At 71.8% G+C, this 25,574-nt stretch carries 25 protein-coding genes; 7 read left to right on the top strand and 18 right to left on the bottom strand.

The annotated features are described in order from the left end of the window. Positions 1 to 4 precede the first annotated feature (4 nt). The 10 genes from HFP48_RS01085 to HFP48_RS01040 all read right to left on the bottom strand — a co-directional run bounded on the left by HFP48_RS01085 (position 5) and on the right by HFP48_RS01040 (position 8,409). Positions 5 to 1,078 (bottom strand): SagB/ThcOx family dehydrogenase, encoded by a 1,074-nt coding sequence (locus HFP48_RS01085; protein WP_168578882.1) that lies wholly within the window; start codon positions 1,076 to 1,078, stop codon positions 5 to 7. Next, a complete protein-coding gene (locus HFP48_RS01080) occupies positions 1,075 to 2,136 on the bottom strand; it encodes a hypothetical protein (protein WP_029546950.1) in 1,062 nt (353 codons plus the stop codon). The genes HFP48_RS01085 and HFP48_RS01080 overlap by 4 nt, the downstream gene beginning before the upstream one ends. A gap of 78 nt (positions 2,137 to 2,214) precedes the next feature. Further along, positions 2,215 to 2,379, bottom strand: a complete 165-nt coding sequence (locus tag HFP48_RS01075; protein WP_006944596.1) for a hypothetical protein — start codon at positions 2,377 to 2,379, stop codon at positions 2,215 to 2,217. Positions 2,380 to 2,513: 134 nt separating this feature from the next. Continuing rightward, on the bottom strand, positions 2,514 to 2,801 hold the full coding sequence (locus HFP48_RS01070; RefSeq protein ID WP_029546949.1) for an antibiotic biosynthesis monooxygenase: 288 nt from the start codon (positions 2,799 to 2,801) through the stop codon (positions 2,514 to 2,516). A gap of 46 nt (positions 2,802 to 2,847) precedes the next feature. Further along, positions 2,848 to 3,606: an SDR family oxidoreductase gene (locus tag HFP48_RS01065; RefSeq protein WP_168578881.1), complete on the bottom strand. Its 759-nt coding sequence runs from the start codon at positions 3,604 to 3,606 to the stop codon at positions 2,848 to 2,850. 28 nt (positions 3,607 to 3,634) lie between these two features. Beyond that, positions 3,635 to 4,792 carry an acyl-CoA dehydrogenase family protein gene (locus tag HFP48_RS01060; RefSeq protein ID WP_006944601.1) on the bottom strand — a complete coding sequence of 386 codons (1,158 nt, stop codon included), beginning with the start codon at positions 4,790 to 4,792 and terminating at the stop codon, positions 3,635 to 3,637. Positions 4,793 to 4,844: 52 nt separating this feature from the next. After that, positions 4,845 to 5,507 (bottom strand): TetR/AcrR family transcriptional regulator, encoded by a 663-nt coding sequence (locus HFP48_RS01055; RefSeq protein WP_043798285.1) that lies wholly within the window; start codon positions 5,505 to 5,507, stop codon positions 4,845 to 4,847. Between the two features lie 40 nt (positions 5,508 to 5,547). Continuing rightward, complete coding sequence (locus HFP48_RS01050; RefSeq protein ID WP_168578880.1) at positions 5,548 to 6,309, bottom strand: 3-hydroxyacyl-CoA dehydrogenase; 762 nt, start codon at positions 6,307 to 6,309, stop codon at positions 5,548 to 5,550. Positions 6,310 to 6,336: 27 nt separating this feature from the next. Next, positions 6,337 to 7,530, bottom strand: a complete 1,194-nt coding sequence (locus tag HFP48_RS01045; protein ID WP_029546945.1) for a thiolase family protein — start codon at positions 7,528 to 7,530, stop codon at positions 6,337 to 6,339. 78 nt (positions 7,531 to 7,608) lie between these two features. After that, entirely contained in the window at positions 7,609 to 8,409 is an 801-nt protein-coding gene (locus HFP48_RS01040; RefSeq protein WP_006944628.1) for a crotonase/enoyl-CoA hydratase family protein, read from the bottom strand. 221 nt (positions 8,410 to 8,630) lie between these two features. Between HFP48_RS01040 and HFP48_RS01035 the strand changes: the two genes are divergently transcribed. Both HFP48_RS01035 and HFP48_RS01030 read left to right on the top strand, forming a co-directional pair. Then, the gene (locus HFP48_RS01035) at positions 8,631 to 9,599 is read left to right on the top strand and encodes an NADPH:quinone oxidoreductase family protein (RefSeq protein ID WP_050034347.1); all 969 of its coding nucleotides are present in this window, start codon (positions 8,631 to 8,633) and stop codon (positions 9,597 to 9,599) included. Between the two features lie 49 nt (positions 9,600 to 9,648). Continuing rightward, positions 9,649 to 10,431, top strand: a complete 783-nt coding sequence (locus HFP48_RS01030) for an enoyl-CoA hydratase (RefSeq protein WP_072633914.1) — start codon at positions 9,649 to 9,651, stop codon at positions 10,429 to 10,431. A gap of 9 nt (positions 10,432 to 10,440) precedes the next feature. On the opposite strand, the gene HFP48_RS01025 is transcribed toward HFP48_RS01030, so the two are convergent. The 4 genes from HFP48_RS01025 to HFP48_RS01010 form a co-directional block, all read right to left on the bottom strand. Next, positions 10,441 to 11,088 (bottom strand): TetR/AcrR family transcriptional regulator, encoded by a 648-nt coding sequence (locus HFP48_RS01025; protein WP_006944631.1) that lies wholly within the window; start codon positions 11,086 to 11,088, stop codon positions 10,441 to 10,443. Between the two features lie 150 nt (positions 11,089 to 11,238). Further along, complete coding sequence (locus HFP48_RS01020) at positions 11,239 to 11,901, bottom strand: histidine phosphatase family protein (RefSeq protein WP_006944632.1); 663 nt, start codon at positions 11,899 to 11,901, stop codon at positions 11,239 to 11,241. Beyond that, positions 11,898 to 12,812: a prephenate dehydratase gene (gene pheA / locus HFP48_RS01015; protein ID WP_065923216.1), complete on the bottom strand. Its 915-nt coding sequence runs from the start codon at positions 12,810 to 12,812 to the stop codon at positions 11,898 to 11,900. The genes HFP48_RS01020 and pheA overlap by 4 nt, the downstream gene beginning before the upstream one ends. Before the next feature lie 71 nt (positions 12,813 to 12,883). Continuing rightward, positions 12,884 to 13,588, bottom strand: a complete 705-nt coding sequence (locus tag HFP48_RS01010) for a hypothetical protein (RefSeq protein ID WP_210432794.1) — start codon at positions 13,586 to 13,588, stop codon at positions 12,884 to 12,886. Between the two features lie 82 nt (positions 13,589 to 13,670). Here HFP48_RS01010 and HFP48_RS01005 point away from each other — a divergent pair, with 82 nt between their 5' ends. Together HFP48_RS01005 and HFP48_RS01000 are read left to right on the top strand one after the other, a co-directional pair. Then, the gene (locus HFP48_RS01005; RefSeq protein WP_168578879.1) at positions 13,671 to 14,477 is read left to right on the top strand and encodes a DUF2470 domain-containing protein; all 807 of its coding nucleotides are present in this window, start codon (positions 13,671 to 13,673) and stop codon (positions 14,475 to 14,477) included. Between the two features lie 73 nt (positions 14,478 to 14,550). Beyond that, positions 14,551 to 17,520 (top strand): serine/threonine-protein kinase, encoded by a 2,970-nt coding sequence (locus HFP48_RS01000; RefSeq protein ID WP_050034343.1) that lies wholly within the window; start codon positions 14,551 to 14,553, stop codon positions 17,518 to 17,520. 67 nt (positions 17,521 to 17,587) lie between these two features. On the opposite strand, the gene HFP48_RS00995 is transcribed toward HFP48_RS01000, so the two are convergent. The 3 genes from HFP48_RS00995 to HFP48_RS00985 all read right to left on the bottom strand — a co-directional run bounded on the left by HFP48_RS00995 (position 17,588) and on the right by HFP48_RS00985 (position 19,968). Continuing rightward, a complete protein-coding gene (locus HFP48_RS00995) occupies positions 17,588 to 18,919 on the bottom strand; it encodes a DUF1254 domain-containing protein (RefSeq protein WP_050034342.1) in 1,332 nt (443 codons plus the stop codon). Positions 18,920 to 19,102: 183 nt separating this feature from the next. Beyond that, the gene (locus HFP48_RS00990) at positions 19,103 to 19,372 is read right to left on the bottom strand and encodes a hypothetical protein (RefSeq protein ID WP_006944638.1); all 270 of its coding nucleotides are present in this window, start codon (positions 19,370 to 19,372) and stop codon (positions 19,103 to 19,105) included. A 197-nt stretch (positions 19,373 to 19,569) separates the two neighbouring features. Then, entirely contained in the window at positions 19,570 to 19,968 is a 399-nt protein-coding gene (locus tag HFP48_RS00985) for an SHOCT domain-containing protein (RefSeq protein ID WP_050034341.1), read from the bottom strand. Positions 19,969 to 20,354: 386 nt separating this feature from the next. On the opposite strand from HFP48_RS00985, the gene HFP48_RS00980 reads away from it, so the two are divergent. Next, positions 20,355 to 20,789, top strand: a complete 435-nt coding sequence (locus HFP48_RS00980; protein ID WP_050034340.1) for a hypothetical protein — start codon at positions 20,355 to 20,357, stop codon at positions 20,787 to 20,789. Positions 20,790 to 20,827: 38 nt separating this feature from the next. Next, positions 20,828 to 21,637 carry a hypothetical protein gene (locus HFP48_RS00975; RefSeq protein WP_168578878.1) on the top strand — a complete coding sequence of 270 codons (810 nt, stop codon included), beginning with the start codon at positions 20,828 to 20,830 and terminating at the stop codon, positions 21,635 to 21,637. 12 nt (positions 21,638 to 21,649) lie between these two features. On the opposite strand, the gene HFP48_RS00970 is transcribed toward HFP48_RS00975, so the two are convergent. Further along, the gene (locus HFP48_RS00970) at positions 21,650 to 22,810 is read right to left on the bottom strand and encodes an AI-2E family transporter (protein WP_168578877.1); all 1,161 of its coding nucleotides are present in this window, start codon (positions 22,808 to 22,810) and stop codon (positions 21,650 to 21,652) included. A gap of 148 nt (positions 22,811 to 22,958) precedes the next feature. On the opposite strand from HFP48_RS00970, the gene HFP48_RS00965 reads away from it, so the two are divergent. Then, positions 22,959 to 25,547 carry a LuxR C-terminal-related transcriptional regulator gene (locus tag HFP48_RS00965; RefSeq protein WP_246872585.1) on the top strand — a complete coding sequence of 863 codons (2,589 nt, stop codon included), beginning with the start codon at positions 22,959 to 22,961 and terminating at the stop codon, positions 25,545 to 25,547. Positions 25,548 to 25,574 lie beyond the last annotated feature (27 nt).

Raw genomic sequence — 25,574 nt, 5'->3', positions numbered from 1 at the left:
GGCGTCACCCGAGTCCGGCGGCGGGGCAGCCCAGCGCGGTGACCGCCAGGGCCGGCTCGGCGGTGGGATCGCAGCCGAGCAGGTCCTCGAGCTCGCGGTCGCGCATCGCCGTCGCCGTCACCGCGCCCAGGCCCAGCGCGGTGGCGGTGAGCAGGACGGTCTGACTGACGTGGCCGAGTTCGATGAGGATGTCGCGGTAGGCGCGGGAACGTTCGTACCGCCACCGGGTCCGGGCCGGTACCGCCGTGTAGATCAGCAACGCCGCGCAGTCCGACAGCCACGGCTGCTCGCCGAGCGCCGCGCCCAGCACGGAGCCGGGCACGCTGTCGCCGATCCGTTCCAGCCCGCCGCGCAGCGGCGCGTAGTGGAAGAACCCCGGCGCGAGCCCGTCGACGCGGTTCGCGTAGAGGTACAGCTCGATGGGGGTGCGGGCGCCGGCGGACGGGCTGGTCTTCAACAGCACCTGCCCCACCTGCGGATGGTCGATCACTTCGACGGGTCCCGTCGCGACGCGGGCGACGGTGCCCACCGCGTCCAGGGACACAGGGTCGGCGGTGAACTGCCGGACCGAGCGGCGCTCGAACAGGGCGTCGACGAGTCCCGGGCGCCGCCACGCGGACGAGTCCGGCCGGTCGCCGGGCACGGGAATCATCGGATGCTGCGGGTAGGACTTGGCCGGCGCAGGGGCGGGCTGCTCGCTCGCCTTGGCCGCCGACCGCAGCTCGTCGTCGAGCACGTCGGCGAACCGGACGTCGGAGCCGGTGCGGGCCGCGAAGTGCAGGTAGCGGGCCGAGGGGCCCCACGTGCCCCACTCGGCGAGCATCTGCTGTTGTTCGACGTGCTCGGCCGATCCCTCGGCGACGAGGACCTGCGCCTCGAGCAGCCGGCGAGCGATTCCGAGCGGCAGCTCCCCCAGTTCGGCGATGCTGTCGAGTTCGCGCCACGACGCGAACCAGCGCAGCACCCGCTCGCTGTCGGGGGTGAGCGCGAACTGCCGGTGGTGCAGGTAGTCGTCCCACACCAGCGTGCCGTCACGCCAGAACAGCACCGCATACTCGGCAACGGCGACGCGGGTCATCGGTTCTCTCCTCGGGGGGCGGGGGCGGTCGCGGCGGCGATCAGGGCGCGCACCGCGTTCGTGGTGTCGGTGTCACCGGCGCCGTGTTCGGTCCAGCGCCAGTCGAATTCGGGGTTGACCTCGAGAAACACCGGGCCGCCGGGCGTGTCGAGCAGGTCGAAGGCGGCGAGGTCGAGCCGGAACCGGTCGAGGAGCGTCCGCAGCGATGCGGCCACGTCGGCGGGAATGTCGCAGCGCCGCACGGTGATCGACTCCGGCCGGGTCCACAGCGACTCGGGAGTGGGCCGGGTGACCGCGTAGCCGATCAGCGTTCCGCCCACGGCGTGGATCCGCAGCTCCCGGTCGGCGGCCACATACTCCTGCACGAGCACCGGTGCGCCCGTGCGGTGTTCGCCGTCGAGTGACGCGCGGGTGACGCGCTGCGGGTAGACGCCCCGCAGGCGGCCGGGTTGCGGTTCGACGCAGTGCCGGCCGAGGCTCTTGACCAGCAGGTCGCCGGGCCCCGGCAGGGCCCGGGCCGCGACGTCGAGCCGCGTGGTCACGAGGGTGGCGGGCACACGCAGCCCGGCCGCGCGGGCGGCGGCGAGCTGGGTCAGGCGGTCGGGGGTTCCGGGCCGGGCCCCGGAGTTGAGCGTGTGCAGGCCGGGGTGCGCGGCAAGGGCGGCGACGAGCGCCTGCCACTGGTCGCGCACGTGCTGCACTGCGTCGGGGGTGGTCTGCGCGGTGCGCAGTGCGTCGACGTCGAAGTAGCGCAGCCAGCACACCCGGGGCCGGAACGTCCGGCCGTCGCGGGTGAGCAGGCCGGCGAACGGATCCCACTGCACGTCCGTGTCGGCACACCGGTCGCTGTCGAGACGCACCAGCGCGATGCCGCGGGCGGCGAGCCACAGCGACAGCTCGTCGATCTCGCGGTCGGCGGCCCGGGTGAGGACGAGGACACACGGCGCCGGATCCGTCGCCGCGGGATGCCCGACGCGAGCCTGGAAGTCCCGGGATTCGGCGGAGGCGGTGGTGAGGTGGGGGTGCGAGCGCAGCAGCAACGGCAGCGCAGCGGTCATGAGGGGTTCCTTCGGTGGCGGTCGTCGGGACGGTACGGCCGGGGCACCGTGGTGCCCCGGCCGTTGCACGCCCGCCGATCAGCCGCCGTGGCAGCCCTTGCAGCCGGGCCGCGTCATGGCCTCGACGTAGTCGCTCGCGTAGGCCGCGAAGGTGGCGTCCTCGATCGCCGCGACGCTGCGCAGCGCGGCTTCGTCACCGGCGTCGAGGGTGAGCAGGGTCCGGGCCATCTCTTCGATGTTCATGGCGTCCGCCTTTTCTGGGAGGTTCCGCCGTTCCCGGGACCGGGTAGGCGGGCGTCGATCCGACGTATCGATCGTCGGCGACGGCGCCGCCCCCGGCCAGGCACCCCAGGGCGGGATCTGCCCACCCCTGCCGGTCAGACCTCGTTGTAATAGGTCAGCTTCGGCGCACCCGCGAGCAGCGGACCGAGATCGGTGATCGCACCGGGCCCGGCCCGGAACTCGCGGTACGCGGCGTCGTGCTGCTCCGACTCCCACTTCTCCACGACCACCCAGCGGGCCTCGTTCGAACGGTCGGCGAGCACCTCGAGGCCCAGGCAGCCGTCGAACGCGCGGGTTTCCTTCAGAACACGATCCATCAGCGCGCGGGCCTCCCCGAGCACGTCGGGCTTGAACTCGAGCTCCAGGAATGCGGTCAGTGCCATAGCTTCTCCTCGTGGACGAACTTGCGGGACAACATTTCCGGCGACGTCAGAAGATCGAGTAGCCGCCGTCGATCAGGGTGGACGATCCGGTCTGGAACGCGGACGCGTCGCTCGCGAGGTACACGGCGATGCCGGCGAAGTCCTCGGGAGTTCCCCACCGGCCCAACGGTACCCGGGAAATGACGTGCGTGGTGAACGATTCGGAGCCCTGGAGCGGTCCGGTCATGTCGGTGGCGATCCAGCCGGGCAGCACGCTGTTGACGCGGATGCGGTGCCGGGCAAGTTCCACCGCGCACCCCTTGGCCAGGGCCAGGACCCCTGCCTTGGTGGCGGCGTAGGCCTGATTGCGCCCGGCGCCCTGGATCGCACCCAGGCTGGAGGTGACGATCACCGATCCGCCGGTGCCCTGGTCGACGAGCACCCTGGCCGTCTCGCGCAGGGTGAAGTACGCCCCGTCGAGGTTGGCGGCCGTCACCTGCCGGTAGTCCTCGGTACTCGACTCGACGAACTTGACGAGGGGCACACCGATTCCGGCGTTGACCACGACGACGTCGAGGCCGCCGAGCTCCGCGACCGTCGCGGCGACACCGTCGCGCACGGCCTCCTCGTCGGACACGTCCACCGATCGGGTCACCACGCGGGCCCCGGTCGTCGCGAGATCGGCCGCCGCCTTCTCGAGGCGTTCGGCGCCGCGGCCCCACAGCGCCACGTCGGCACCTGCGGAGGCGAGCCCGCGCGCCATGCCCAGCCCGATTCCGGCCGAGCCGCCGGTGACCAGTGCCCGCTTGCCGGACAGATCGAACATGGTGTCTCTCCTTCGGATACGGGGTGGATCAGGCGTATTCGGCGGCGATGTCGCGTCCGATGATCTCCTTCATGATCTCGGTGGTGCCACCGTAGATGGTCTGGATGCGGGTGTCGACGTAGGCGCGGCCGATGGGGTACTCCATCATGTAGCCGTAGCCGCCGTGCAGCTGCACGCACCGGTCGACGACGCGCTTCTGCAGCTCGCTGGCCCACCATTTGGCCTTGGCGGCGTCGACCGCGGTCAGCTCGCCCGCGTTGAGCGCCAGGACGCACCGGTCGATGTGCGAGCCGGTGACCTCGATCTCGGTGAGCATCTCGGCGAGGGCGAAGCGGGTGTTCTGCAGGTCGCCGATCGGCTTGCCGAACGCCCTGCGTTCGAACACGTAGTCCTTGGTCCACTCGTACGCCGCCCGCGCGGCCGCGATCGCGGCGACGGCGATGGAGAGGCGCTCGAGGGGCAGGTGCTCCATCAGGTGGAAGAATCCCTGCCCTTCGGTGCCGAGCAGGTTCGCGGCCGGCACCCGCACGCCCTCGAAGGACAGTTCGGCGGTGTCCTGCCCGGCCAGGCCCACCTTGTGCAGCTTGCGGCCGCGGGAAAAGCCCGGCATGTCGCGTTCGACGACGAGCAGGGAGAATCCGCGGGCACCGGCGTGCGGGTCGGTGCGGGCGACGACGATGACCAGATCGGAGTGGATACCGTTGGTGATGAACGTCTTCTGCCCGGTCAGGATCCAGTCGTCGCCGTCGCGCACAGCGGTGGTCTTGACGGCTTGCAGGTCCGAGCCGGTGCCGGGTTCGGTCATGGCGATCGCGCCGATCAGCTCCCCGGCGGCCATGCCGGGCAGCCAGCGCCGCTTCTGGTCCTCGGTGCCGAGGTCGGCGACATAGGGGATGGCGATGTCGTCCTGCAGGCTCATGCCGGAGCCGAAGGAGGTGGTGCCGGTGCGGGCGATCTCCTCGGCGACGACGCAGCGGAACCGGTAGTCGGTCACCCCGGAGCCGCCGTATTCTTCGGGGACGCCGAGGCCGACGATGCCGGACTTGCCGGCGGCGAGCCAGGCGGAGCGGTCGATGAGCCGCTCGGTCTCCCACCGTTCGTAGTGCGGTTCGACCTCGCGGGCGAGGAATTCGCGCACGGTGTCCCGGTACGCCTCGTGGTCGGCTTCGAAAAGGTTGCGGTGCATCGGTTCTCTCCCAGGAGGGCGAAGGACGGTCGGGTCGGCGGGCGATCGGCGCTCAGTTCCTCCGCACCGGCGACGAGCCGCTGGGCGGGTCCGGCGCGGCCCGGTATCCCACGATGCGCAGGGCGATGACGGTGTAGCGGGCGGTGACCTGGTCGGGGGTGAGCGGGCCGCCGAGCCGGAACCAGCGGGCGATGGACTGGCACATGCCGAGCAGGGCACGCACGGATTCGGCGATGTCGTCGACGGCGAAGACGCCGCGCTCGACCCCGTCGTCGACGAGGTCGAGGGCCATGAGCTCGAGGCGCTTCCGGGTCGCGGCGTAGTTGCGGCGGTTCTGCGGGGACACGTGCCGCAGTTCGGAGTCGAGTGCGGACTGCGGGGCGCGGTGCGTCGAGTTCAGCACGATCGCCTCGACGAAGTTGGTGAAGCGCCGGACGGGGTCGTCACCACCCTCGCCGACGGCGGCGAGGGCGCGTTCGATCAGGTCCCGGACGGCGGTGTCGAGCAGGGTGACGAGAACGGCTTCCTTGTTCTCGTGGTGGTAGTACAGCGCGGGCACCGTCACCCCGACCCGGCGGGCCAGGTCGCGGACGGTGGTTCCGTGGAAACCGTTCTCTCCGAACGCTTCCAGCGCGTGATCGAGGATGGGGCCGAGCTGCAGGGGCTCGAATTCCCGCCAGTTCGCGAACCTGGGGGGTGCGGGCTCCACAGTCATCGGCCCCGTCCTCTCACGCGTCGATCAGCTCACGCGGCGCTCAGCGCGGGGCCATGCGGATGGCGCCGTCGAGGCGGATGACCTCGCCGTTGAGCATCGGGTTGGAGACGATGTGCGCGGCCAGGGCGCCGTACTCGGACGGGTCGCCGAGGCGGGCCGGGTGGGGCACCTGCTGGCCGAGCGAGGCCTGCGCCTCCTCCGGCAGGGAGCCGAGGAGCGGGGTCTTGAACAGGCCGGGGGCGATGGTAACGACGCGGATCAGCAGCGACGCGAGATCGCGGGCGATCGGCAGGGTCATGCCGACGACGCCGCCCTTGGACGCGGAGTAGGCGGCCTGGCCGATCTGGCCGTCGAACGCGGCGACGGAGGCGGTGTTGATGATGACGCCGCGCTCGCCGTCGATCGGCTCGGTCCTGGCGATGCGCTCGGCGGCCAGGCGGATCACGTTGAACGTGCCGACGAGATTCACGTTGATGATCTTGGTGAAGTCGGCGAGCGGGAAAGCGCCCTTCTTGCTCACGGTCTTGATGGCGTTGCCGATGCCGGCGCAGTTGACCGCGACGCGCAGCGGGCCGAGCGATTCGGCGAGGTCGAGGGCCTCGACGACGGCGGCCTCGTCGGTGACGTCGGCGGCGGCGAAGCGGACGCGGTCGCCGAGCTCCTTGGCGACGGTCTCACCGTTGGAGGAGGGCAGGTCGATGATGACGACCTGCGCGCCGTCGGCGAGCAGGGCCTTGACGGTGGCCAGGCCGAGGCCGGAGGCACCGCCGGTGACGACGGCAACGCTGTCGTTGACGATCATGAGATTCCTTTCGGATGTGGTTGCGGGTCAGAGACGTTCGATGATGGTGGCATTGGCCATGCCGGCGCCCTCGCACATGGTCTGCAGGCCGTACCGGCCGCCGGTGGCCTCGAGGTGGTTGACCAGCGTGGTCAGCAGCCGGGTGCCCGACGAGCCGAGGGCGTGTCCGAGGGCGATCGCGCCGCCGCGCGGGTTGAGCCGGGCCGGATCCGCCCCGAACTCGTGCGCCCACATCAGCGGCACCGGGGCGAACGCCTCGTTGACCTCGTAGGCGTCGATGTCGTCGATGCCCAGACCCGAGCGGGCCAGGATCTTCTTCGTCGCGGGGATGGGGGCGGTGAGCATGAACATCGGATCGTCGCCGGCGACGGCGAAGGAATGGAACCGCGCCCGCGGGGTCAGGCCCAGCTTGGCCGCGGCCTCCTCGCTCATGATCAGCACCGCCGACGCCCCGTCGGTCAGCGGCGACGAGTTGCCCGGGGTGATGTGCCAGCCGGCCTCCGGGAAGCGCGCGGCGTACGCCTCGGTGTAGAACGACGGCTTCAGCCCGGCCAGGGCCTCGGCGGTGGTGGCGGCGCGCACCGTCTCGTCGACGGTGTGCCGGACCTGCTCACCGGCGGCATTGGTGACCGTGATCGGGACGATCTCCTTGTCGAAGAAACCGGCGGCGATCGCCTCGGCGGCCCGCTGGTGCGACTGCGCCGAGAACGCGTCGAGGGCCTCGCGGTCGAACTTCCACTTCGCGGCGATCAGCTCGGCGGAGATGCCCTGGTTGACCAGGCCCTCGGGGTAGCGGGCGGCGATGCCCGGGCCGGAGGCGTCCTGTCCCATCGACGAGGTACCCATCGGCACCCGGCTCATCGACTCCACACCGCACGCGATGACGATGTCGTAGGCGCCGGCGATGATGCCCTGGGCGGCGAAGTGGGCGGCCTGCTGGCTCGAGCCGCACTGCCGGTCGATGGTGGTGGCCGGCACCGACTCGGGGAAGCCGGCCGACAGCAGGGCGGTGCGGGAGATGTTCAGGGCCTGCTCGCCCGCCTGGTTGACGCAGCCGCCGATGACGTCGTCGACGAGGGCGGGGTCGAGGTCGTTGCGCGAGGTGATCTCACGCAGCACGTGGGCGAGCAGCTCGACGGGATGGGTGCCGGACAGGGCGCCGCCGGGCTTGCCCTTGCCGACCGCGGTGCGGACCACGTCGACGATGACAGCGTTGGTCATGAGGAGTTCCTTTCGAGGGTTGGAGCGGCCCGGGTGCCCCGGAGGGGATCGACGAGACCCCGGGCCGAGATCAGGGGGTCAGCGACCCTTCCAGACCGGCTGCCGCTTCTGTGCGAACGCGGTCGGGCCTTCCTTGGCGTCGTCGCTGGTGAACACCACCTTCACCGCGGCGGCGTTGGCCTCCCACACACCCGGCTCCCAGTCGGCGCCGTGCGCGGTCCGGTGGATCATCGACTTCGATTCGCGTACCGAGAGCGGAGCGTTCGCGGCGATGGTCTCGGCCAGCCCGAGCGCCATCTCGAGCGCCGTGCCGTGCGGTGCGACCCGGTTGACCAGGCCCAGTTCCTTGCCCTGCGCAGCGGAGATCGGCTCACCGGTCAGCGCCAGTTCCAGCGCGACCTTGCGGGGGATCTGCTGTTGGAGCCGGATCACCCCGCCCGCGGCGGCGAAGAGACCTCGCTTGACCTCGGGCAGGCCCAGCTGGGCCTCCTCGTCGACGACGGCGAGGTCGGACGCGAGCACCAGCTCGGTGCCGCCGCCGAGGGCGAACCCGTTGACCGCGGCGATGGTCGGCTTGCTGATCCAGTGCTGGGCATAGCCGGCGAAACCCCATTCGGGGTGCCCGTCGGCGGCGATGCTCTCGCCCGTGGCCAGGGCCTTGAGGTCGGCGCCCGCGCAGAACGCGCGGCCCGCACCGGTGAGCACCACGACGCGCACGTCGTCGTCCGCCTCCGCCTGCTCGAGCAGCGTGCCGACCGCCGTCGCCAGCGCTGCGTTCACGGCGTTGAGCGCCCGGGGGCGGTTGAGCGTGATGACGGCGATGCCGCCACGCCGCTCGTACTGTGCGGCAGGTTCGGTAACGGTGGACTCGTCGGCCATGTGCGCCCCTATCGGATACAGTCGGCGTTACTTATCGATCGCTAAAGGACTATCACGGATCGATCGATCGGTCAATGGCCTGATCTAACTAGCGTCCGATCAGACGGTTCTGGTATGGATGAGGCCGTACGCGTGAGCCGCGACACGGATTCCCGAAGACACGGGCCCCCGAGACACGGAGCCCCGAGACAGGCTCGGCCACCAGGACGGCAGGAGAACTCATGCAGGCGGTACAACTGACCGAAGCAACCGGGCCCGATGGCATACGGCTCGTGGACCTTCCCGAGCCCGACGCGGACGGCCTCGTCGTCGTCGATCTGCACGCGGCCGGAGTCTCGTTCCCAGACCTGTTGCAGACCACAGCGAGCTACCAGGTCGTGCGCCCCCTGCCGTCCGTGCTCGGCGTCGAAGGCGCCGGCACCGTGCGCACCGCCCCGGCCGGCAGCGGCCTGAGCCCGGGGCAGCGCGTCGCCGTCCTCGCCACCGGCGGCGCCTGGCAGCAGACCGTCGCGGTGGATCCGAAATCCGTCTTTCCGCTTCCCGATTCGGTGTCCCTGACGGCCGGAGCCGGATTCCTCATGAACTACCTGACCGTCCACTTCGCCCTCGACGAACGCGCCCGCTACCGCGCCGGCGAGACGGTGCTCGTGCACGGCGCCGCAGGCGGGGTCGGCGTCGCCGCCCTGCAGGTCGCGGCCGCGCTCGGACTCGAGACCATCGCGGTGGTGAGCACCGAGGAGAAGGCCGCGGTCGCGAAGGCCAACCGCGCCACCCACACCGTCGCCGTGGAGGGCTTCAAGGACCGGGTCCTCGAGCTCACCGGCGGACGCGGCGTCGACATCGTTCTCGATCCCGTCGGCGGCGACCGGTTCACCGACAGCCTGCGCAGCCTGGCACCGAACGGACGGGTCGTGGTCCTCGGCTTCACCGGCGGTGAGATTCCCACCGTCAAAGTGAATCGTCTTCTGCTCAAGAACATCTCGGTCCTCGGCGCCGGATGGGGCGAATACGTGCGTACCTTCCCCGGCTACACCGCCCAGCAATGGGCGCAGCTCGAGCCGCTGCTGCGCTCCGGGGCACTGCAGATCCCCGAACCCACCGTCCACCCGATGACGCACGCCGCCGAGGCGCTGCGGTCGCTCGCACATCGCTCCGCCACCGGCAAGGTCGCCCTGGCGCTGCGCCCCTGACGTCCCGAGAGACCCTGACCGTCCCGAGAACCCCACCCCCGGAGGACCCATGACCATCGATCCCGTCGGCGTCGACGTCACCGTCGACGACGGCATCCTGCGCGTCACCCTCAACCGGCCCGCACGGATGAACGCCGTCACCACCGCCACCCTCGAGACCGTCGCCGACGCCTTCGAGAAGCACGCCGGCGACGACGCCGTGCGCGTCGCGGTCCTCACCGGCACCGGTCGCGCCTTCTGCACCGGCGCCGACCTCGCCGGCAAGGACCTGTCCGCTCCGCCGTCGGCCGGGACCATCGACGCCGCCAACCGCACCGTCGCCGCGATCCGCGCCTTCCCTCGCCCGGTCATCGGCGCCGTCAACGGTCCCGCCGCCGGCGTCGGCGTGTCCCTCGCCCTGGGCTGCGACCTCACCGTCGCGGCCGAGTCCGCCTACCTGCTGCTCGCCTTCACCCGCATCGGCCTCATGCCCGACGGCGGCGCGACCGCACTCGTCGCCGCGTCGATCGGCCGTGCCCGTGCCCTGAAGATGGCGCTGCTCGCCGAACGGCTGCCCGTCACCGAGGCACTCGCGGCCGGGCTGATCGCCGAGGTGCACCCCGACGACGACTTCGCCGCCGCCGTCGACGCGCTCGCCACCCGGCTCGCCGCCGGACCGGTCGAGGCCTTCCACGCCACCAAGGACGCGATCAACGACGCGACCCTCGGCGAGCTCGACAGCGCGTTCACCCGCGAGCGCGCCGGGCAGCTCGAGCTGCTGGCGTCCGCGGACTTCCACGAGGGCGTGAGCGCCTTCCAGGAGAAGCGGACGGCGGTGTTCGGCCGGGGCTGAGCCCGCCCGTCAGGGCTTCGGGGGAGGGGTGGCGCCGACCGTCTTGAGGGCGATCGCGACGTACTTGCGCGCCACCTCCTCCGGGCTCAGGGAGCCCTCGCGGTGGTACCACCGCGGGATGGACTGGCACATGCCGAGCAGCGCACGGGTCGTCTCGGCCGGATCCTCGACGTCGAACGCCCCGCGCCGGGTCCCGTCCTCGACGATCTCGAAGACGAGCTTCTCGATCTCCTTGCGCACCGCGCGGTAGCGCTGCCGGTTCTCGGGGCTGAGGTAGCGCACCTCGCCCTCGAGGGCGGCGAGGCGGGGACGGTTCGTCATGCGCAGCACGATCGCCTCGATGGCGTTGGAGAGCCGCTGCACCGGATCGTCGCCGCCGTCGGCGTCGGCGGCGTAGGCCCGGGTCATCACGTCGCTGGTCGAGAGCTCGAGCAGCGCGATGAGCAGGCCTTCCTTGTTCTCGTGGTGGTAGTACAGCGCGGGAACGGTGACGCCGACCCGGCGGGCGATCTCCCGTACCGAGGTGCCGTGGAACCCGGTCTCGTAGAAGGCGTCGAGCGCCGCGGAGAGAATGGGAGTCAGCTCCATCGGCTCGAGGCGACGCCAGTCCGGCGCAGCGACACCGTCCGCGACGGTGTCGTCGGTGGAAGTTCCCATTGCCGTACCCAACCTATCGATCGCTACATTCGGACGGCTCGAGGATACCTGTGCGTCGGCCCCGGCCGGGACGCCTGCGCACTCGGGGGCTCCCCGCGAGCGATGGACGCGCGCAGGAAGCACCACGGCGCGCGGACGACGAGGTGGGGGCTAACCCATCGGATCGTCGGCGCCGGCGCGTCCGGTGTCGTGGAACGGCGCCTGGAAGGTGCCCCAGCGCACGCACTCCCAGCCGCCGCCGGGCAGCGGGACCAGTTCGACGCTCTGGGTGTTGGCGAGGTGGTTGCTGGTCGCGAAGCTGCCCGGCACCCGGCCGAGGTGCGCGGCGACGAGGCGGATGGCGGCGCCGTGGCTGACCACGACGACGTCCCCCGAGCCGTCGTCGAGGTAGTCGGTACGCAGCGACTCGACCACCGGCAGGTACCGGTCCAGGACGTCGAGGCCGGATTCGCCGCCGGGCACCCGGTCGCGCAGGTCGCCGGTGTGCCAGGACTCGTACACCTTCATGAACAGCGCGTGGGATTCCTCGTCGCTGCGGTCCTCGAGCTCACCGACCTGCACCTCGTGCAGGCCTTCGCGGACGACGGTGGTCACACGGGCGGCGAGCTCGACGTGCTCGGCGGTCTGCCGGGCGCGCAGGGCCTGCGAGGCGAACAGGGCTGTCGGCGGCTGCTGCGCGAAGCCCTGTCCGAGGGTGCGGGCCTGCGCGACGCCGAGGTCGGTCAGTTCGGCGCCCGGCAGCTTGGTGTCCAGGCGACGTGCGACATTCGCCACCGTCTGCCCGTGCCGGACCAGGATCAATCGGCCGCTCAACGCTCTTCCTCCCCGCGCCGCAGCCGTTGCAGCCACTGCGCATCCTCTTCGTCCGATACCGGGGCCACACCGTGCTGGGACACCGCCGCCCAGGAGCCGAGGAACCGCACCTGCGCGAAGCGGTGCAGCGCCTTGAGCGCCTCGGCAACGAGCGCGTCGTCGATGTGGCCGACACAGTCCAAGTGGAAAAAGTAGGTCCCGTATTCCTGGCGGGTAGGGCGGGACTCGATGCGGGTGAGGTCGATGCCGCGGGTGGCGAACTCGGTCATGGCCCGCACGAGGGAGCCCGGTTCGTTCGGCAGCTGCAGGATCACGGAGGTGCGGTCGATGCCGGTGCGCGCCGGCGTGGGGGCGGGCCGGGTGGCGAGCACGAACCGGGTGCGGGCGCCGGCGTGGTCGGCGACGCCGTCGGCGAGGACCGGCAGGCCGAGCCGCTGCCCGGCCAGGGCGGTGGACACGCCGGCGTCGGCCTTGCCGGCGGCGACGTCCTCGGCGGCGCCGGCATTGGACGAGGCGGCCACCACGTCGGCCTTCGGCATGTGGTCGACGATCCACTGGCGCACCTGCGCGGCGGCCACCGGATAGGCGTGCACGGTGCGGACCTCGTCGAGCGTGATGCCCGGCCGGGCCACGACGGTGAAGGCGACGTCCAGCTCGGTTTCGGCCACGATCTGCAGGCGCGGGCCGACCGCGAGGGCGTCCATCGTGGGGGGCACCGAGCCCTCCACCGAGCTCTCGATGGGCACCACTGCGCCGTCGACCGCGCCGTCGCGCACGAGTTGCAGCGCCGCGGGCGGGCTGGCGGCCGACACCCGCTCGACCGGGCCGTCGAAGGTGCCGGCGTCCTCGAACCGGGCGAGGGCCATCTCCGTGAAGGTTCCGGTGGGGCCGAAGTAGGCGATGCGGGGCACGCCTAGAAGGGTACGCATCGAACGTGTCCGGGCCCTGTCATCGCGGCAACGGGGTCATCGCGGCAACGGGGTCATCGCGCCGCCAGGCCGAGGGCTGCGAGGTCGCGCGCGACGCCGGCCGGGTCGTCGACCTCGACGGCGAGCAGGATCTCGCGCACGGCCGCGGCCGCCTCGGGGATCAGGGCGGTCAGTCGGCCGGGGTCGGGCGCGGCGAGGGCGGCGCGCACGTCGTCGCCGCGCAGGGCCGCGACGGTGGCGGCGAGCAGGGCGAGCACCTCGTCGGCGTCGCGGGCGCGGGCGGCGTAACCGGTGCCGGCGTGGGCGAGGACGGACAGGAAGTCGGCGATCTCCCCCACGTCGCGTCCGGTGGGCAGGCCGGGGCTGTGCCCGGCGCCGACGAGTGCGCGGGCCGTCACGGGCAGGTCACCGGCGTCGACGTAGACGGTCAGAGGGGCGGGTACGGCGACGGCGAGCGCGTCGTCGAGGTCCGCCGCGGTGCAGTCGAGCTGGTAGCGGACCGGGACCGGGCGCAGGCCGGCCAGGCGCTCCGCGTCGGGGGCGACGTCGAGTTCACCGACGATCCGCACCGCCCCGGTGGTCTCCCCGAGGGCCTCGGTCAGCGTGGACACCGGCACCACGGGGTCGCCGATCGCGTCGAGCGTGGGGGCGGCGAGCGCGTCGGCGAGGGTCGGATGCCGGCGGGTGAGCAGTGCGGTGAGCAGGCCGCGGGGCTCCTCGCGGGACGGCGGCATTCCGAGGGTGAGCGGGATCGGCACGTCTCCAGGCTAGTCGCCGGGGTGTTGCGACCCCGATCACCATGACTTAGGTTTGCCTCACCTACCATTCGAGGAGGATTCGATGCCGGCCACCACCGCCCGTTCCGCGCCCACGACCGCCGTAGCGGTCCGCACCGCCGTCGCCCGCACCGGCTCCGCCGCAGTTGTCACCGGCTCCGCCGCAGTTGCCACCGGCTCCGCCGTACTCGCCACCGACGGGGCCGCGCCCGTCACCGCGGTGCTGCACCACCTGCACAGCGACGGCGACCTGCTCGTCGTCGTCCCCGACGACTGTGCCGCCGTCGCGCTGACCTGGCAGCGCGGCGCCGCGGGCCTGCACTCCGTGCTGGAACTGACCGACCACTCGCCGCTGCGGCTGCGCAACCCCGTCCGCTCGCTCATCTGGCTCAGCGGCACCGCCCACGCCGTCGCCGAACCCCGCCGGCTCGCCGCCGACATCGCCGCGACCCTGCCCCACCCCGCGCTGCTCGACGTCGGGCACCGCGCCGAACTGCTGCGCCTACGCCTCACGTCCGTCGTCGCCGCCGACACCACCGGCGCCGAGTCCGTGGAGGTCGCCGACGTCCTCGCGGCCGCGCCGGACCCGTTCGCGGCCGTCGAGTCCGCATGGTTGCAGCACCTCGAGCAGGACCACGGCGACCTCGTCCACCGCATCGCCCGGCACATCCCCGTCAACGACCGGCGCGGCCGCATCCGGCCTCTCGGCCTGGACCGTTACGGCCTGCGCCTGCGACTCGAGTCCGGCCGCGGCGACCACGACGTCCGGATTCCGTTCCCCGAACCCGCCGACGACGTCGAGTCCCTGAGCCGCGCCCTGCGCCGCCTCGTGGGCTGCCCGTTCGCCAACGGGCTGCGCGCGAGGCCCTGATCGGCCCCGCGCTTCGGCGGTATCCTCGAGTCAGCACTCCCCCGAGCGCGTCGCACGCCGAAAGCCGGGAACCATGGCCGATTTCGATCCGGAAGCCACCCGCCCCGCGGGGCAGGGGATCGCGGCGGAACTCGCCGCGGCGGGGTTCGACGACGCCCTCGTCGTCGGCCGGGGCGGCTTCGGCGTCGTCTATCGGTGCCGGCAACGCTCCCTCGGGCGCACCGTCGCGATCAAGGTGCTCTCCTCCGACCTCGACGCCGAGAACCGCGAACGGTTCCTGCGCGAGGGGTTCGCGATGGGCGGGCTGTCCGGCCACCCGAACATCGTCAACATCCTCCAGGTGGGCGTCACCTCCACCGGCCGGCCGTACATCGTGATGCCCTACCACCCCAACGACTCGCTGGCGGTGCGGGTACGCCGGGACGGGCCGATGCCGTGGTGGGACGTCGTCCGCGTCGGGGTCAAGCTCGCCGGCGCCCTCGAGACCGCCCACCGCGCCGGCACCCTGCACCGCGACGTCAAGCCCGCCAACATCCTCGTCACCGAGTACGGCGAGCCGCAGCTCACCGACTTCGGCATCGCCCGCATCGCCGGCGGCTTCGAAACCGCCACCGGCGCCTTCACCGGATCCCTCGCCTTCACCGCACCCGAGGTGCTCGAGGGCAAGCCGCCCACCCCGGCCTCGGACATCTACGGCCTCGGCGCGGCCATGTTCGCCCTCATCACCGGCCGCGCCGCGTTCGAGCGACGCACGGGCGAGGAGATCATCGCGCAGTTCCTGCGCATCACCAGCCAGCCCATCCCGGACCTGCGCCCCCACGGCATCCCCGACGACGTGTGCGCTGCCATCGAGCACGCCATGTCCGTCGACCCGGCCCGCCGGCCCGCGACCGCGGCCGACTTCGGCCGCGAGCTGCAGCAGACCCAGGCCCGACACGGCCGCCACGTCGACGACATGGCCCTGCCCGGCGAGCTGCGGTTCCACGACCAGCCGACGGGGCGGCACCCCCTCGCGAAACCCGTCACGGCCACACCCGTCACGGCCACCGCGGCACCCGTCAAACCCGCACCGCCGGGACCGAACGGTCCCCCACCGCCACCGCCACCGCCGCCCGGCCCACCCCGCCCGAGCGAACCCCCCGCGCGACGAACCGTGCGGCTGCCGGTGCTGCTCGCCGTGCTCGCCGTCGCGCTGCTCGCCGTCGCGGCCACGGCGGTCTACGTGGCGACGCGGCAGGCCGGCGACGCCGGGACCGCCGCGGCCGGCGAGACCACCGAGGTCGCCCCGACCGCCGCGTGGCGCCCGCTGCGCGACGCGCCCACCGCCCGCCAGCAGACCGCCGCCACCGTCGCCGACGGCACCGTGTGGGTGTTCGGCGGCCTGGACGACTCCGGCTCCTCCCCCGCCCACGAGGGCTACGACCCGGCCATCGACACCTGGAAGGCCGGACCCGACCTGCCGATCCCGCTCAACCACGCGACGGCCGTCACGTGGGACGGCGTGCCCGTCGTCCTCGGCGGCTGGATCCCGGACGGCCCCGACCTCACCGCCACCGCATCGAACCGGGTCTTCGCCGTCCGCAACGGTGAATGGGTGGAGATGCCACCGATGCCCCGGGCCCGTGCCGCCGGCGCCGCCGTCACCATCGGGGACAGGATCTACGTGTTCGGCGGCCAGGCCGACGACACCCTGATCCGCCCCACCGACGTGTTCGACGGCACCGCCTGGACCACGGTCGCCGACCTGCCGACCCCGCGCGAGCACCTCTCGGCCGCGACCGACGGCACCTACGCCTACGCGATCGGCGGCCGGGACCTGTCCGCCGACAAGAACGTCGCCACCGTCGAGCGCTTCGACCCCACCACCGGCGCGTGGACCGCCCTGCCCGACATGCCCACCCCGCGCGGCGGGCTCGGCGCCACCTACATCGACGGCCGCATCGTCGCCGCCGGCGGCGAGGAACCCACCCGCGTCCTCGCCGACGTCGAGGCGTTCGACCTGACCACCGGCACGTGGTCCGAGCTGCCGGACCTGCGGACCCCGCGGCACGGGCTGGTCCTCGGCGCGGTCGGCGACACCGTCTACGCCATCGACGGCGCCACCGGACCCACCCACGCCGAGTCGACCTCCGTCACCGAGGCGCTGCAGATCCCGCCGCGCCGCGTCCAGCCCGGGCCGGCGTGGCGGCAGCTGCGCGACGCCCCCACCGCCCGCCAGCAGACCGCCGCCACCGTCGCCGACGGCACCGTGTGGGTGTTCGGCGGACTCGACAACAACGGGTCCACCGCCCGGGTGGAGGGCTACGACCCGGCCATCGACACCTGGAAGGTCGGACCCGATCTCCCCCTCCCGCTCAACCACGCGATGGCCGTCGAGTACGCGGACGAGCTGGTGGTGCTCGGCGGCTGGGTGCCCGAGGGCGCCGACCTCACCGCCCGACCGTCGGATCGGGTGTTCGCGCTGCGCGACGGGCAGTGGACCGAACTACCGGCCATGCCGCAGGCGCGTGCCGCCGCTGCCGCCGTCACCATCGGGGACAGGATCTACGTGTTCGGCGGTCAGGCCGACGACACCCTCCTCGCCACGACCGACGTCTTCGACGGCAGCGGCTGGAGCACGGTCGCCGACCTGCCGACCCCGCGCGAGCACCTCGCCGCCACCACCGACGGCACCTACGCCTACGCCGTCGGTGGCCGGGACCTGGCCGCCGACAAGAACGTCGCCACCGTCGAGCGCTACGACCCCGCCACCGACACCTGGACGCAGCTTCCCGACATGCCCACCCCCCGCGGCGGGCTCGGTGTCACCCACCTCGACGGCCGCATCGTCGCCGTCGGCGGCGAGGAACCCACCCGCGTCCTCGCCGACGTCGAGGCGTTCGACCTGACCACCGGCACCTGGTCCGAGCTGCCACCGATGGGCGTCGCCCGGCACGGTCTCGTCGTCGCGACCGTGGGCACCACCGTCTACGCCGTCGACGGCGCGCAGCGGCCCACCCACGCGCAGTCCACCGCGTTGGCGGAGGCACTGGACTTCTGGTGAGGCCTGGTACCTGCGGCGCCGCTGCGTCCCTCGGGACATGCCTGACGGCACGAACGACGCACCGGCCCTATCTTCGCCGCACCGGCGGAGCCGCCCACCCGCCGCTCGTCACGGCGGGTGCCGGCGAATACACCCGCAACATCAACCTGAAGCGCTCACCGCGCGGGGCCGGAAGCCAGTTCCTCGTCGCTTCGCCGCCCGGGTCGTCCGCCTGGATGTACAGCTCCAGTGAGCCGTCCTCGCCGTACACGAGCTCGTCGCGATCACCGATCGCGAATCGATCGAGAGCATTCGGCACCTGGAACCCGTCCAGGTCGTACAGCGTGAGGGACCAGAAGGCCCGGGCCGGCGGCAGCGAGTCGGCGTCGAAACGAAGGACGTAGCGCCGATCGCCGGTCAGCAGCTCACCGTCCGAGTCCTTCTCGGTCCCGGGGTAGACGGCATCCTCGGGCAGGTTCGCACCGAGTCCCGCGGCGGCCACGACCGCTCGCTTCAGATACGACGTTCCGTACGTCCCGATGTTCTCCAGCTGGCTCATCCAGCCGCTCACCTCGGGTGCGAAATGTGACACCCCGCGCAGAACGGCCGCTTTGGCCGCGGCGGCGCCCCGGTCGATCGCCTCTCTCGTCGGCCGGTCCAGCACGGCTGGATCGAAGACCTTCCCCGCTCCGATTCCGAAACGCTCCAACCGGTGGAGGATCGGATAATCGTTCGGATGCGGCGGGACGACGGCCAGCAGTCGGCTCAGCCGGACCAGCATCTCTTCGCCGCTCAACGCGTCGGCCTGGAAGAAGGGCGGTGTCCGGCCGTCGACCGACGGATCGACCGGGGCGGGGGCGGGGGCGGACGACGACCCGGAGTTCCAGCGGCCGAGCGGTGTCAACGCGAACCCGTCCTGAACTGCATGCACGGCGGCGAAGTCGCCCGGACCATCGGTCTGGACGCGGGCGATGATCCACACCGTGGGGGTGGGGGCCGCGAGCCGGCGCAGTCCCTCGGGAATCTCCCCGTCCCATCCGGGCGCGGTGAGCAGGAATGCTGCCGCCTCGTTCCCCGTCGTGCGCGACCCCGGGACCGCGAACACATCGGTCCACATGTCGTAGATCGGCGTGAGGAAGTAGCGACCGCCGGTAGCCGGGGTTTCGAAGACGACCGGCTCCGCAGTCAGATCGACCCAGGCGAACGAGTACAGGGTGTCGAAGTTGAAGCGGACCACGTCACGGTCCTCCGCCCCCGGATACGTCCGCACGTGGGCGAACCGGTTGACCGGCGCCCGCATGGGCTCGGTGACCTCGTCCGGCACGTTGACGGCCTGTCGCATGGTGATGTCCATGAGCACCAGCGGATACGCGTACAGGTACGCGTCCCGGGCCAGTTCCTCCATATCGTCCAACCGCATGGGCGGTCCTTTCGGTAGGTCGTCGCGGCGGTCCGGCCGCGCATCGTGACGCGGCCGACCGGAGGTCATCGTGATCCGCCCACCGACGACCCGCCAGGCAGGGACGGAAATGTCATCCCCGGCGAACGACCGACGAGGACCCGTTCGACGCCGGCACACCGCTCCGCGCCCGCCCTCCGGGGGTCAGGGCTTCGGCGTGGCGGAACGCGCCCGCCACCAGCCCACCGCACCGGTGACGAGCAGCGCCCCCACGAGCGAGCCGATGATCCCGCTCGGCCGCAGCGACAGTCCGTCGCCGGCCAGAAGGCTGACGAGCAGCCCGCCTACGAACGACCCGGCGAGCCCCGCAGCGAAGGCGAGGGTCCAATCGATCCGTCCCGCCGACCTGCCGAGCAGCAACTGGGCCGCGGCGCCGACGACCATCCCGAACACGAGGATTCCGATGAGCAACATGGCGACAGCATAGACGCTGAGTCCGAATTCGAATGATTATCGGGGCGAACGTCTTTCGGCACTCATGCGGCTGCGGGGTGTCCGGCCGCGGCCGACCGGAGGAACCCCGGACAGGCACGTCGCGTGCGGCCCACCCGGACGAGTGGGCCGCACGCGACGCCGGACCGCTTCACGCCCCGACCGGGAGGACGGCCGACTCAGGCCGCTCGACCCGCCAGGGCGCGCTCCTTGAGAGACTCGAACTCGGCCCGGGAAATCGTCCCCGCATCGAGCAGCGCCTTCGCCCGCCCGATCTCCTCGGCCGGGCCGCTGGACGCGACGGACCGGATGTACTCCTCGGTCGCGCGACGGGTTTCCGAGTACTCGCGCGCCGACCGCTCGGACATCCCCTTGCCCCGGGCGACGAGATAGACGAGCGCCGTGAGCAGCGGCAGGAACACGAGGAACACGAGCCACAACGCCTTCCACCACCCGCTGAGTTCTTTGTCACGGAACAGATCCATCGCGACGGAAAACATCGCGACGAGCGAGGCGACGAACACGAACGCCCAGAAGAACACCAGCACGATGTTCCACAGCGAGTCCCAGAAGTCCACGGTGACAGCTCCCGAAGGTGACGGATTCGCGCGGGCGGCAGCCCGCGCCGGAATGCGGCGGTACGCACAGGTCCGCCGACGACGATCGTCGCACCGACGGTGCCGGCTCGGCCCCTCCCGCCACGGATCTACTCCTCGGCGGACGAGTGGCCGGACGGGTGGCCGGACGAGGCGTGCAGCACCGGCCGCCTCCCCGGCCGGCGGACCGTCCCGTACCCGGTCGTCGGCACGGCGGCGACGGGGAGGACCGCCGGCAACCGGGCCCTCATCAGCCGTGGACGATTCCGGACCACGATCGGTGCGCCGCCGCGTGCGTCCTGCTTGACTGCATCGGCCCGCCAGCCCGGGCGTCCCCCAGGACACGAACCGACGAGGAGTATCACCGCATGCACCGGACCCGCAGTTTCCTCAGGATCTCCACCGCCGTCGTCGCCATCGGTGTCACAGGCGTTCTCGGCACGGCGTGCTCGTCGTCGCCGACCGCGGAGGAGAACAAGGCCGCCGCATGCGACGCCGTCGCCGACTTCCGGTCGGCGGTGGACGAGGCCCGTACCTCGCTGTCGTCGACGGCCACGGTGGGCGAGATCCGGGAGGTGCGGGAACGGTTGGCGGCCGGCTACGAAGACGTCACCGACTCGCTGTCCGCCGTGGGCCAGGACCGGGTGGACGCGATCGACCAGGCCTGGAAGTCGTTCGACGACGCGGTGGCGGACCTCGACGAGAACCTCGCGGTGCCGGACGCCGCGGCCTCCCTGCAGGAGGAGATCGTCGCGATCGACAAGGCCCGGGACGACGCGGGCCGGGGGCTGACCTGCGCCTGACCGGTGCCGGCGAGTCGCCGGCCCGAACGGCGTCGACGATGCGCGCCGGCTCGGTGCGCGACCGGCTGGAGACCCTCGCGTCCGGTCGCGCGCTCGTGCGGGCGTTCACCGGACTGGTGGAGATCGAGATGGTCGATCGGTCGATGACGTTGGCGGCGCAGCTGTTCACCTCGGTGCTCCCGGTGATCATCGCGAGCGCGGTCCTCACCGACCGGGACATCGTCACCCGCACGCTCGAAACCCAGTTCGGTTACGCGCCGGCGGCCCTCGTCCGATACGGCGGACACCCCCCGGTCGATCCGTCGTTCGCGGCGTTCGGGGTCGCGGGGCTGCTGATGCTCGCGATCAGCGGAACCTCCTTCGCGCGGGCCCTGGCCCGGATCTACGGCAGGATCTGGGCCGTGCCCGCCATCGGCCTGCGCCGGTCCTGGCGATGGTTCGCCGTTCTGTTCCTCGTCGCCCTGTCTGCGGTGTCGACCGCCGCGCTCCACGCCGCGTCCGCAGGAGCGCCGGCAGGGGTGGCCGTCGCGCTCTTCACCGAGTCCGTCGTGTGGTTGTTCGTGTGGACGGCGTGCCCCGCTCTGCTCACAGTCGGGGCGGTGCCGAGTCGCGTCCTGTGGGCGAGCGGGGCGTGCACCGCAGTCGGGCTGACCGCGGTCCGACTGGGCGGATACGTCGTCCTGCCGCGCGCCACCGCGACCGCCGAGGCCCAGTTCGGAGCGCTGGGACTTGTCTTCACCACCATCGGCTGGTTGTTCGTCGTATCGGTGATCGTCGTGGCAGCGCCGGTCCTCGTCCAGACGCTCCGGACCGGTGAGGGCCGGATCGGGCGGTTCCTCGGCGGGTGAGCGGAGCCGGGCTCACGAGGCGCAGACGTCCGATCGGCCCGGCACCGCCCCGCTCCCGTCGATCTTCCCGTGGGGGCCCGGCGACGGCGTCGGTCCTCCGCCGATCAACGCATCGACCCATCGGGTCGCAGGGTCGACGTCCAGCAGCAGCGCCTTCACCAGCAGCGACAGCGGCACCGCCAGGACGGCCCCGAGCGGGCCGAGTACCCAGGCCCAGAAGATCAGCGACAGGAACGTCGTGGTGGCGCTCAGCCCGACCGCGTCGCCGACGAACTTCGGTTGGATCACCGACTGGATGACGACGTTGAGGACCGAGTAGACGACGACCACCCACACCATCAGTCCCACCCCGCCCTGCAGCAGGCCGAGCAGGGCCGGCGGAACGAGACCGAGAACGAAGCCGACGTTGGGAATGTAGTTGGTGATGAACGACAGCAGGGCCCACAGCACCGGCAGGGGGATCCCGAGGAGCCACAGCGCGGCACCGTCCAGCACGGCGACGACGAGACCGAAGACGGTGGAGACCACGAGGTACTTGCGGGTTCCGTGGGCGAACGATCCGAGGGCGTAGGCGATCTCGGGTTTGGTCCGGGCCACGAGCTGCATCCGGGCCCCGATGGTCGTCCCGTCCACGGCCATGAACAGCAGCAGGGCCAGGACGAACAGCAGGTTCGAGAAGACCCCGACCGCACCCTGCAACACCGCCTCCACGGCCGAGACGACCCTGCCGAGGTCGACACTGCCCAGGGTGTTCCGGATCTGCTCGTCACCGATGCCGACAGAGGCCAGCGCATCGCGCACCCCGTCGAGCAGCGCGTCGAGCTCGGCGTCGTACTCGGGCAGCTGGGAGGCGAGCTGGGCCGTGGACACCACGAGGGCGAGGACGAGGCCGACGAGGATCGAGTAGACCGCCGCCAGGGAGGCGAGGAGACCGACCCATGCGGGCAGGCCGCGCCGCCCCGCCCAGCTCTGGACCGGCTGCACGGCGACGCTGAGTATGAGGGCCAGGAACACCGGACCCACCACGCCGGAGAACGCCGACACCCCCGCGACGGTGACGACGGCGGCCGCCGCGGCGAGCAACACGATCAGCCCACGGGGAATCGCCCAGGCGGGTCGGTCGGGGGTTGCGGGACGATCAAGGACATCACGCCGGGTGGCGGGAGAGCGCATCGCTGGCCTTTCGGCTCGTCGATTCGGACAGGGGCAGGCAGAGCGCTGCCGACAGTGACACGGCGGCGGCCGCGTCCCCTTCTCCGAGGCCGCAGATTCATCCTGGACGGATGATCCGACCGGTGACGGCTATGATCGCCGCGTGAAGATGGGGGTATCGACGCCGTCGAACCGGTCGCCATGGTTCCTCGTCACGCCCCCGCAGCCCTCGTACGGAATCGTCCCGCGCCCGCGACTCGACGCCCGCATCGACGACGCGGTCGACCGCCATCGTGTCACCCTCCTGACGGCCCCGTCGGGATACGGCAAGACGAAGGCACTGACGCAGTGGTTCCGCCACCGCGGCGGTCCCCGGGCCTGGCTGACCCTCACCTCGTATCACGACGTCGACACCGAGATACTCGCCGGCATGATCACGGCCCTGCGACGAGCCGCTCGGATCGGTGATGCGGCCGCGCTGCGGCCCTTTCTCGGGTTCGTGGGCGATTCGACGGATCCGGTCACCTGCGCGGACCGGCTGGTCCGGACGCTCGAGGACCTCTCCGAACCGGTCGTCCTCGTCGTCGACGACGCCCACCTCGCGGGTCCGCACGTGGCCCGCGGGGTGCTGTCCTCCCTCGCCGAACGCGCCGCGGGCAACCTACGGCTCGTCCTGGCCGGAACCCACGACCTGACCACATGGTTCAACCGCGATCTGGTGGCAGGCCGGGCGACGGTCCTGTCTCGCGACGATCTGGCGTTCACCGTCGGTGATATCGAGCAGGCTGCAGCAGCGCTCGGGGGATCCTGTCCGGCCGGGATCGCCGCGACGATGCACGAACGGACCTCCGGCTGGCCCGTCGCGGTGCGTTCGGCGCTGCTGCTCGCCGCCCGCGGCGACGTGCCCGACGATTCGATCGACACCGACCCCTTGCTGACCGACTACGTCGCGGAGTCGGTCCTCGGCCGGCTGCGGCCCCAGCTGCGCGAGTTCGTGCTGGACGCCACGACGTGCACCCAACTCGACCAGGAACTGGCGGAAGCGCTCGCCGGGCACACCGACAGCGGGAGTCTGCTCGAGGAGTGTTACGGGCTCGGGCTGTTCCTCGACAGGTACGTCGAGGCGGACAACGCCACCGTCTACCGATGGCACTCGCTGTTCGCCCGGCAGTGTCGGATCATCCTGCGGCGACGCGACTCTCGCCGAGCAGATCATCTGCATCGCGTTGCGGCACGCCATCTCGCCGACCTCTCCCCCGCCGAATCCGTCACCCACGCACTGCGCGGGCACGATCCGGAACTCGCCGTGCGCACGATCCGGCAACACTGGGTCCGGCTCGTCGTCGACTCGAACGCGCGGACCCTCGAACGGCTGTGCCTCGAGCTACCACCCCGGTGGAGCGAATCCCCGGACATCCTGCTCATCCGGGCGTGCTGCCTCGACGTCGTCGGCGACCGAGCCGGTGCCGCCCTGTTGTACGAGCGAGCCACGGCGGCGCGCACCGGGACGGACGGGTCCGACGAACACGCCCGCCTGCGCGCACTTGCGGAACTGTTTCTCGCCCACGACCAGACGGACCTGGGCAACGCCGTGGACCGGGTCGCCGCGTCCGTCGCCGAAGCGGACACGAGCGGCTCGCACGCGTACGAGTTGTTCCTGCTGGGGTGGACGGAACTGCGGCTCCGTCGCCGTCCGGTGCGAGCCGTACAGTTGCTGCGGTCCGCGCACCGGGAGGCCCGCGCGGCCGGGCGTACGGTACTCGCCGGACGCGCCGCCGCGAACCTCGAATTCGCCCTCGCGTACGGCGGGCACTTCACTGAGGCCGTCGCAACGGCCGAACGCGAGGCGAACGAACAGGACGACGAATGGCGCACCTACGACGGGGGTATCGACCTCGTCGGACGCGGCTTCATCGCCTACTGGCGGGACGCCCTGCCCGACGCGCTGAAGTACTTCGCCGACGCGGCCGAGAGCGGCGGTGGGGACACGTCCTATTCGTCGCTGGCCCGCGTGTTCTTCGCGCTGACGACCGCCGCACTCGGAGACATCCGTGAGATCGCCCGTGCGCGAGAACTTCTCGACGGTGTACCCGCGAGCGAGGAGCACGGGGTCCCCTGGCCGATCTACACGCGCCTGGCGCACGCCCTGCTCGCGGAGAGGTCGGTCGGGTCGGCCCGTGCGCTCGATCTGGCCGATCCGCTGCGGCACACCACGAACGTTCCCATCGTCACGGCATTGACGGCGGAGCTGTACCGCCGGGGCCGCCAACCGAACCGCGCTGTAGAGGTGTTGCGCAACCTCCCCGGCGTGCAGCCGCGCGCATTCGTCGAGGCGAGCCGCCTCGTCACCGCGGCACTCGTGCAGCGGGAACGGGGCGACTTCGCCGGAGCCCATCGCCTCCTCGAGAAGAGCCTGGACGTGGCGGCACCCGAGAACATCCGGCGACCGTTCGACGGCCGGGATCCGACACTGCACCGGCTCCTCACCGAACATGCGACCTGGGGAACCGCCCACGGCGACTTCGTCACCGCACGCCTCGTCCGGGCCGACGAGACGCTCGCGGCTGCTGGGGTCCCCGCCGCTCGGCTGTCCGCCCGGGAGCGGGAGATACTCGCCTACCTCCGCACCCCGATGACAGCGGAGGAGATCGCCGCCGCGCTGTTCGTGTCCGTGAACACCGTGCGAACCCACCAGCGCTCGATCTACCGCAAGCTGGGCGTCAACTCCCGTCGGGACGCGATCAAGATCAGGATGTGAGAGGCCCGCCGCGACGCGGCACAATCG

Source organism: Rhodococcus sp. DMU1 (assembly GCF_012272955.1).
Taxonomy (GTDB): Bacteria; Actinomycetota; Actinomycetes; order Mycobacteriales; family Mycobacteriaceae; genus Rhodococcus; species Rhodococcus aetherivorans.
The sequence above is the reverse complement of the archived record's forward strand: the minus strand, read 5'-3'. Positions and strand labels throughout refer to the sequence as shown.

What these genes read in the sequence shown, in the direction of transcription:
- HFP48_RS01085 (WP_168578882.1), bottom strand. Translation starts at nt 1,078, where the DNA reads ATGACCCGCGTCGCCGTTGCCGAGTATGCGGTGCTGTTCTGGCGTGAC.
- HFP48_RS01080 (WP_029546950.1), bottom strand. Translation starts at nt 2,136, where the DNA reads ATGACCGCTGCGCTGCCGTTGCTGCTGCGCTCGCACCCCCACCTCACC.
- HFP48_RS01075 (WP_006944596.1), bottom strand. Translation starts at nt 2,379, where the DNA reads ATGAACATCGAAGAGATGGCCCGGACCCTGCTCACCCTCGACGCCGGT.
- HFP48_RS01070 (WP_029546949.1), bottom strand. Translation starts at nt 2,801, where the DNA reads ATGGCACTGACCGCATTCCTGGAGCTCGAGTTCAAGCCCGACGTGCTC.
- HFP48_RS01065 (WP_168578881.1), bottom strand. Translation starts at nt 3,606, where the DNA reads ATGTTCGATCTGTCCGGCAAGCGGGCACTGGTCACCGGCGGCTCGGCC.
- HFP48_RS01060 (WP_006944601.1), bottom strand. Translation starts at nt 4,792, where the DNA reads ATGCACCGCAACCTTTTCGAAGCCGACCACGAGGCGTACCGGGACACC.
- HFP48_RS01055 (WP_043798285.1), bottom strand. Translation starts at nt 5,507, where the DNA reads ATGACTGTGGAGCCCGCACCCCCCAGGTTCGCGAACTGGCGGGAATTC.
- HFP48_RS01050 (WP_168578880.1), bottom strand. Translation starts at nt 6,309, where the DNA reads ATGATCGTCAACGACAGCGTTGCCGTCGTCACCGGCGGTGCCTCCGGC.
- HFP48_RS01045 (WP_029546945.1), bottom strand. Translation starts at nt 7,530, where the DNA reads ATGACCAACGCTGTCATCGTCGACGTGGTCCGCACCGCGGTCGGCAAG.
- HFP48_RS01040 (WP_006944628.1), bottom strand. Translation starts at nt 8,409, where the DNA reads ATGGCCGACGAGTCCACCGTTACCGAACCTGCCGCACAGTACGAGCGG.
- HFP48_RS01035 (WP_050034347.1), top strand. Translation starts at nt 8,631, where the DNA reads ATGCAGGCGGTACAACTGACCGAAGCAACCGGGCCCGATGGCATACGG.
- HFP48_RS01030 (WP_072633914.1), top strand. Translation starts at nt 9,649, where the DNA reads ATGACCATCGATCCCGTCGGCGTCGACGTCACCGTCGACGACGGCATC.
- HFP48_RS01025 (WP_006944631.1), bottom strand. Translation starts at nt 11,088, where the DNA reads ATGGGAACTTCCACCGACGACACCGTCGCGGACGGTGTCGCTGCGCCG.
- HFP48_RS01005 (WP_168578879.1), top strand. Translation starts at nt 13,671, where the DNA reads ATGCCGGCCACCACCGCCCGTTCCGCGCCCACGACCGCCGTAGCGGTC.
- HFP48_RS01000 (WP_050034343.1), top strand. Translation starts at nt 14,551, where the DNA reads ATGGCCGATTTCGATCCGGAAGCCACCCGCCCCGCGGGGCAGGGGATC.
- HFP48_RS00995 (WP_050034342.1), bottom strand. Translation starts at nt 18,919, where the DNA reads ATGCGGTTGGACGATATGGAGGAACTGGCCCGGGACGCGTACCTGTAC.
- HFP48_RS00990 (WP_006944638.1), bottom strand. Translation starts at nt 19,372, where the DNA reads ATGTTGCTCATCGGAATCCTCGTGTTCGGGATGGTCGTCGGCGCCGCG.
- HFP48_RS00980 (WP_050034340.1), top strand. Translation starts at nt 20,355, where the DNA reads ATGCACCGGACCCGCAGTTTCCTCAGGATCTCCACCGCCGTCGTCGCC.
- HFP48_RS00975 (WP_168578878.1), top strand. Translation starts at nt 20,828, where the DNA reads ATGCGCGCCGGCTCGGTGCGCGACCGGCTGGAGACCCTCGCGTCCGGT.
- HFP48_RS00970 (WP_168578877.1), bottom strand. Translation starts at nt 22,810, where the DNA reads ATGCGCTCTCCCGCCACCCGGCGTGATGTCCTTGATCGTCCCGCAACC.
- HFP48_RS00965 (WP_246872585.1), top strand. Translation starts at nt 22,959, where the DNA reads ATGGGGGTATCGACGCCGTCGAACCGGTCGCCATGGTTCCTCGTCACG.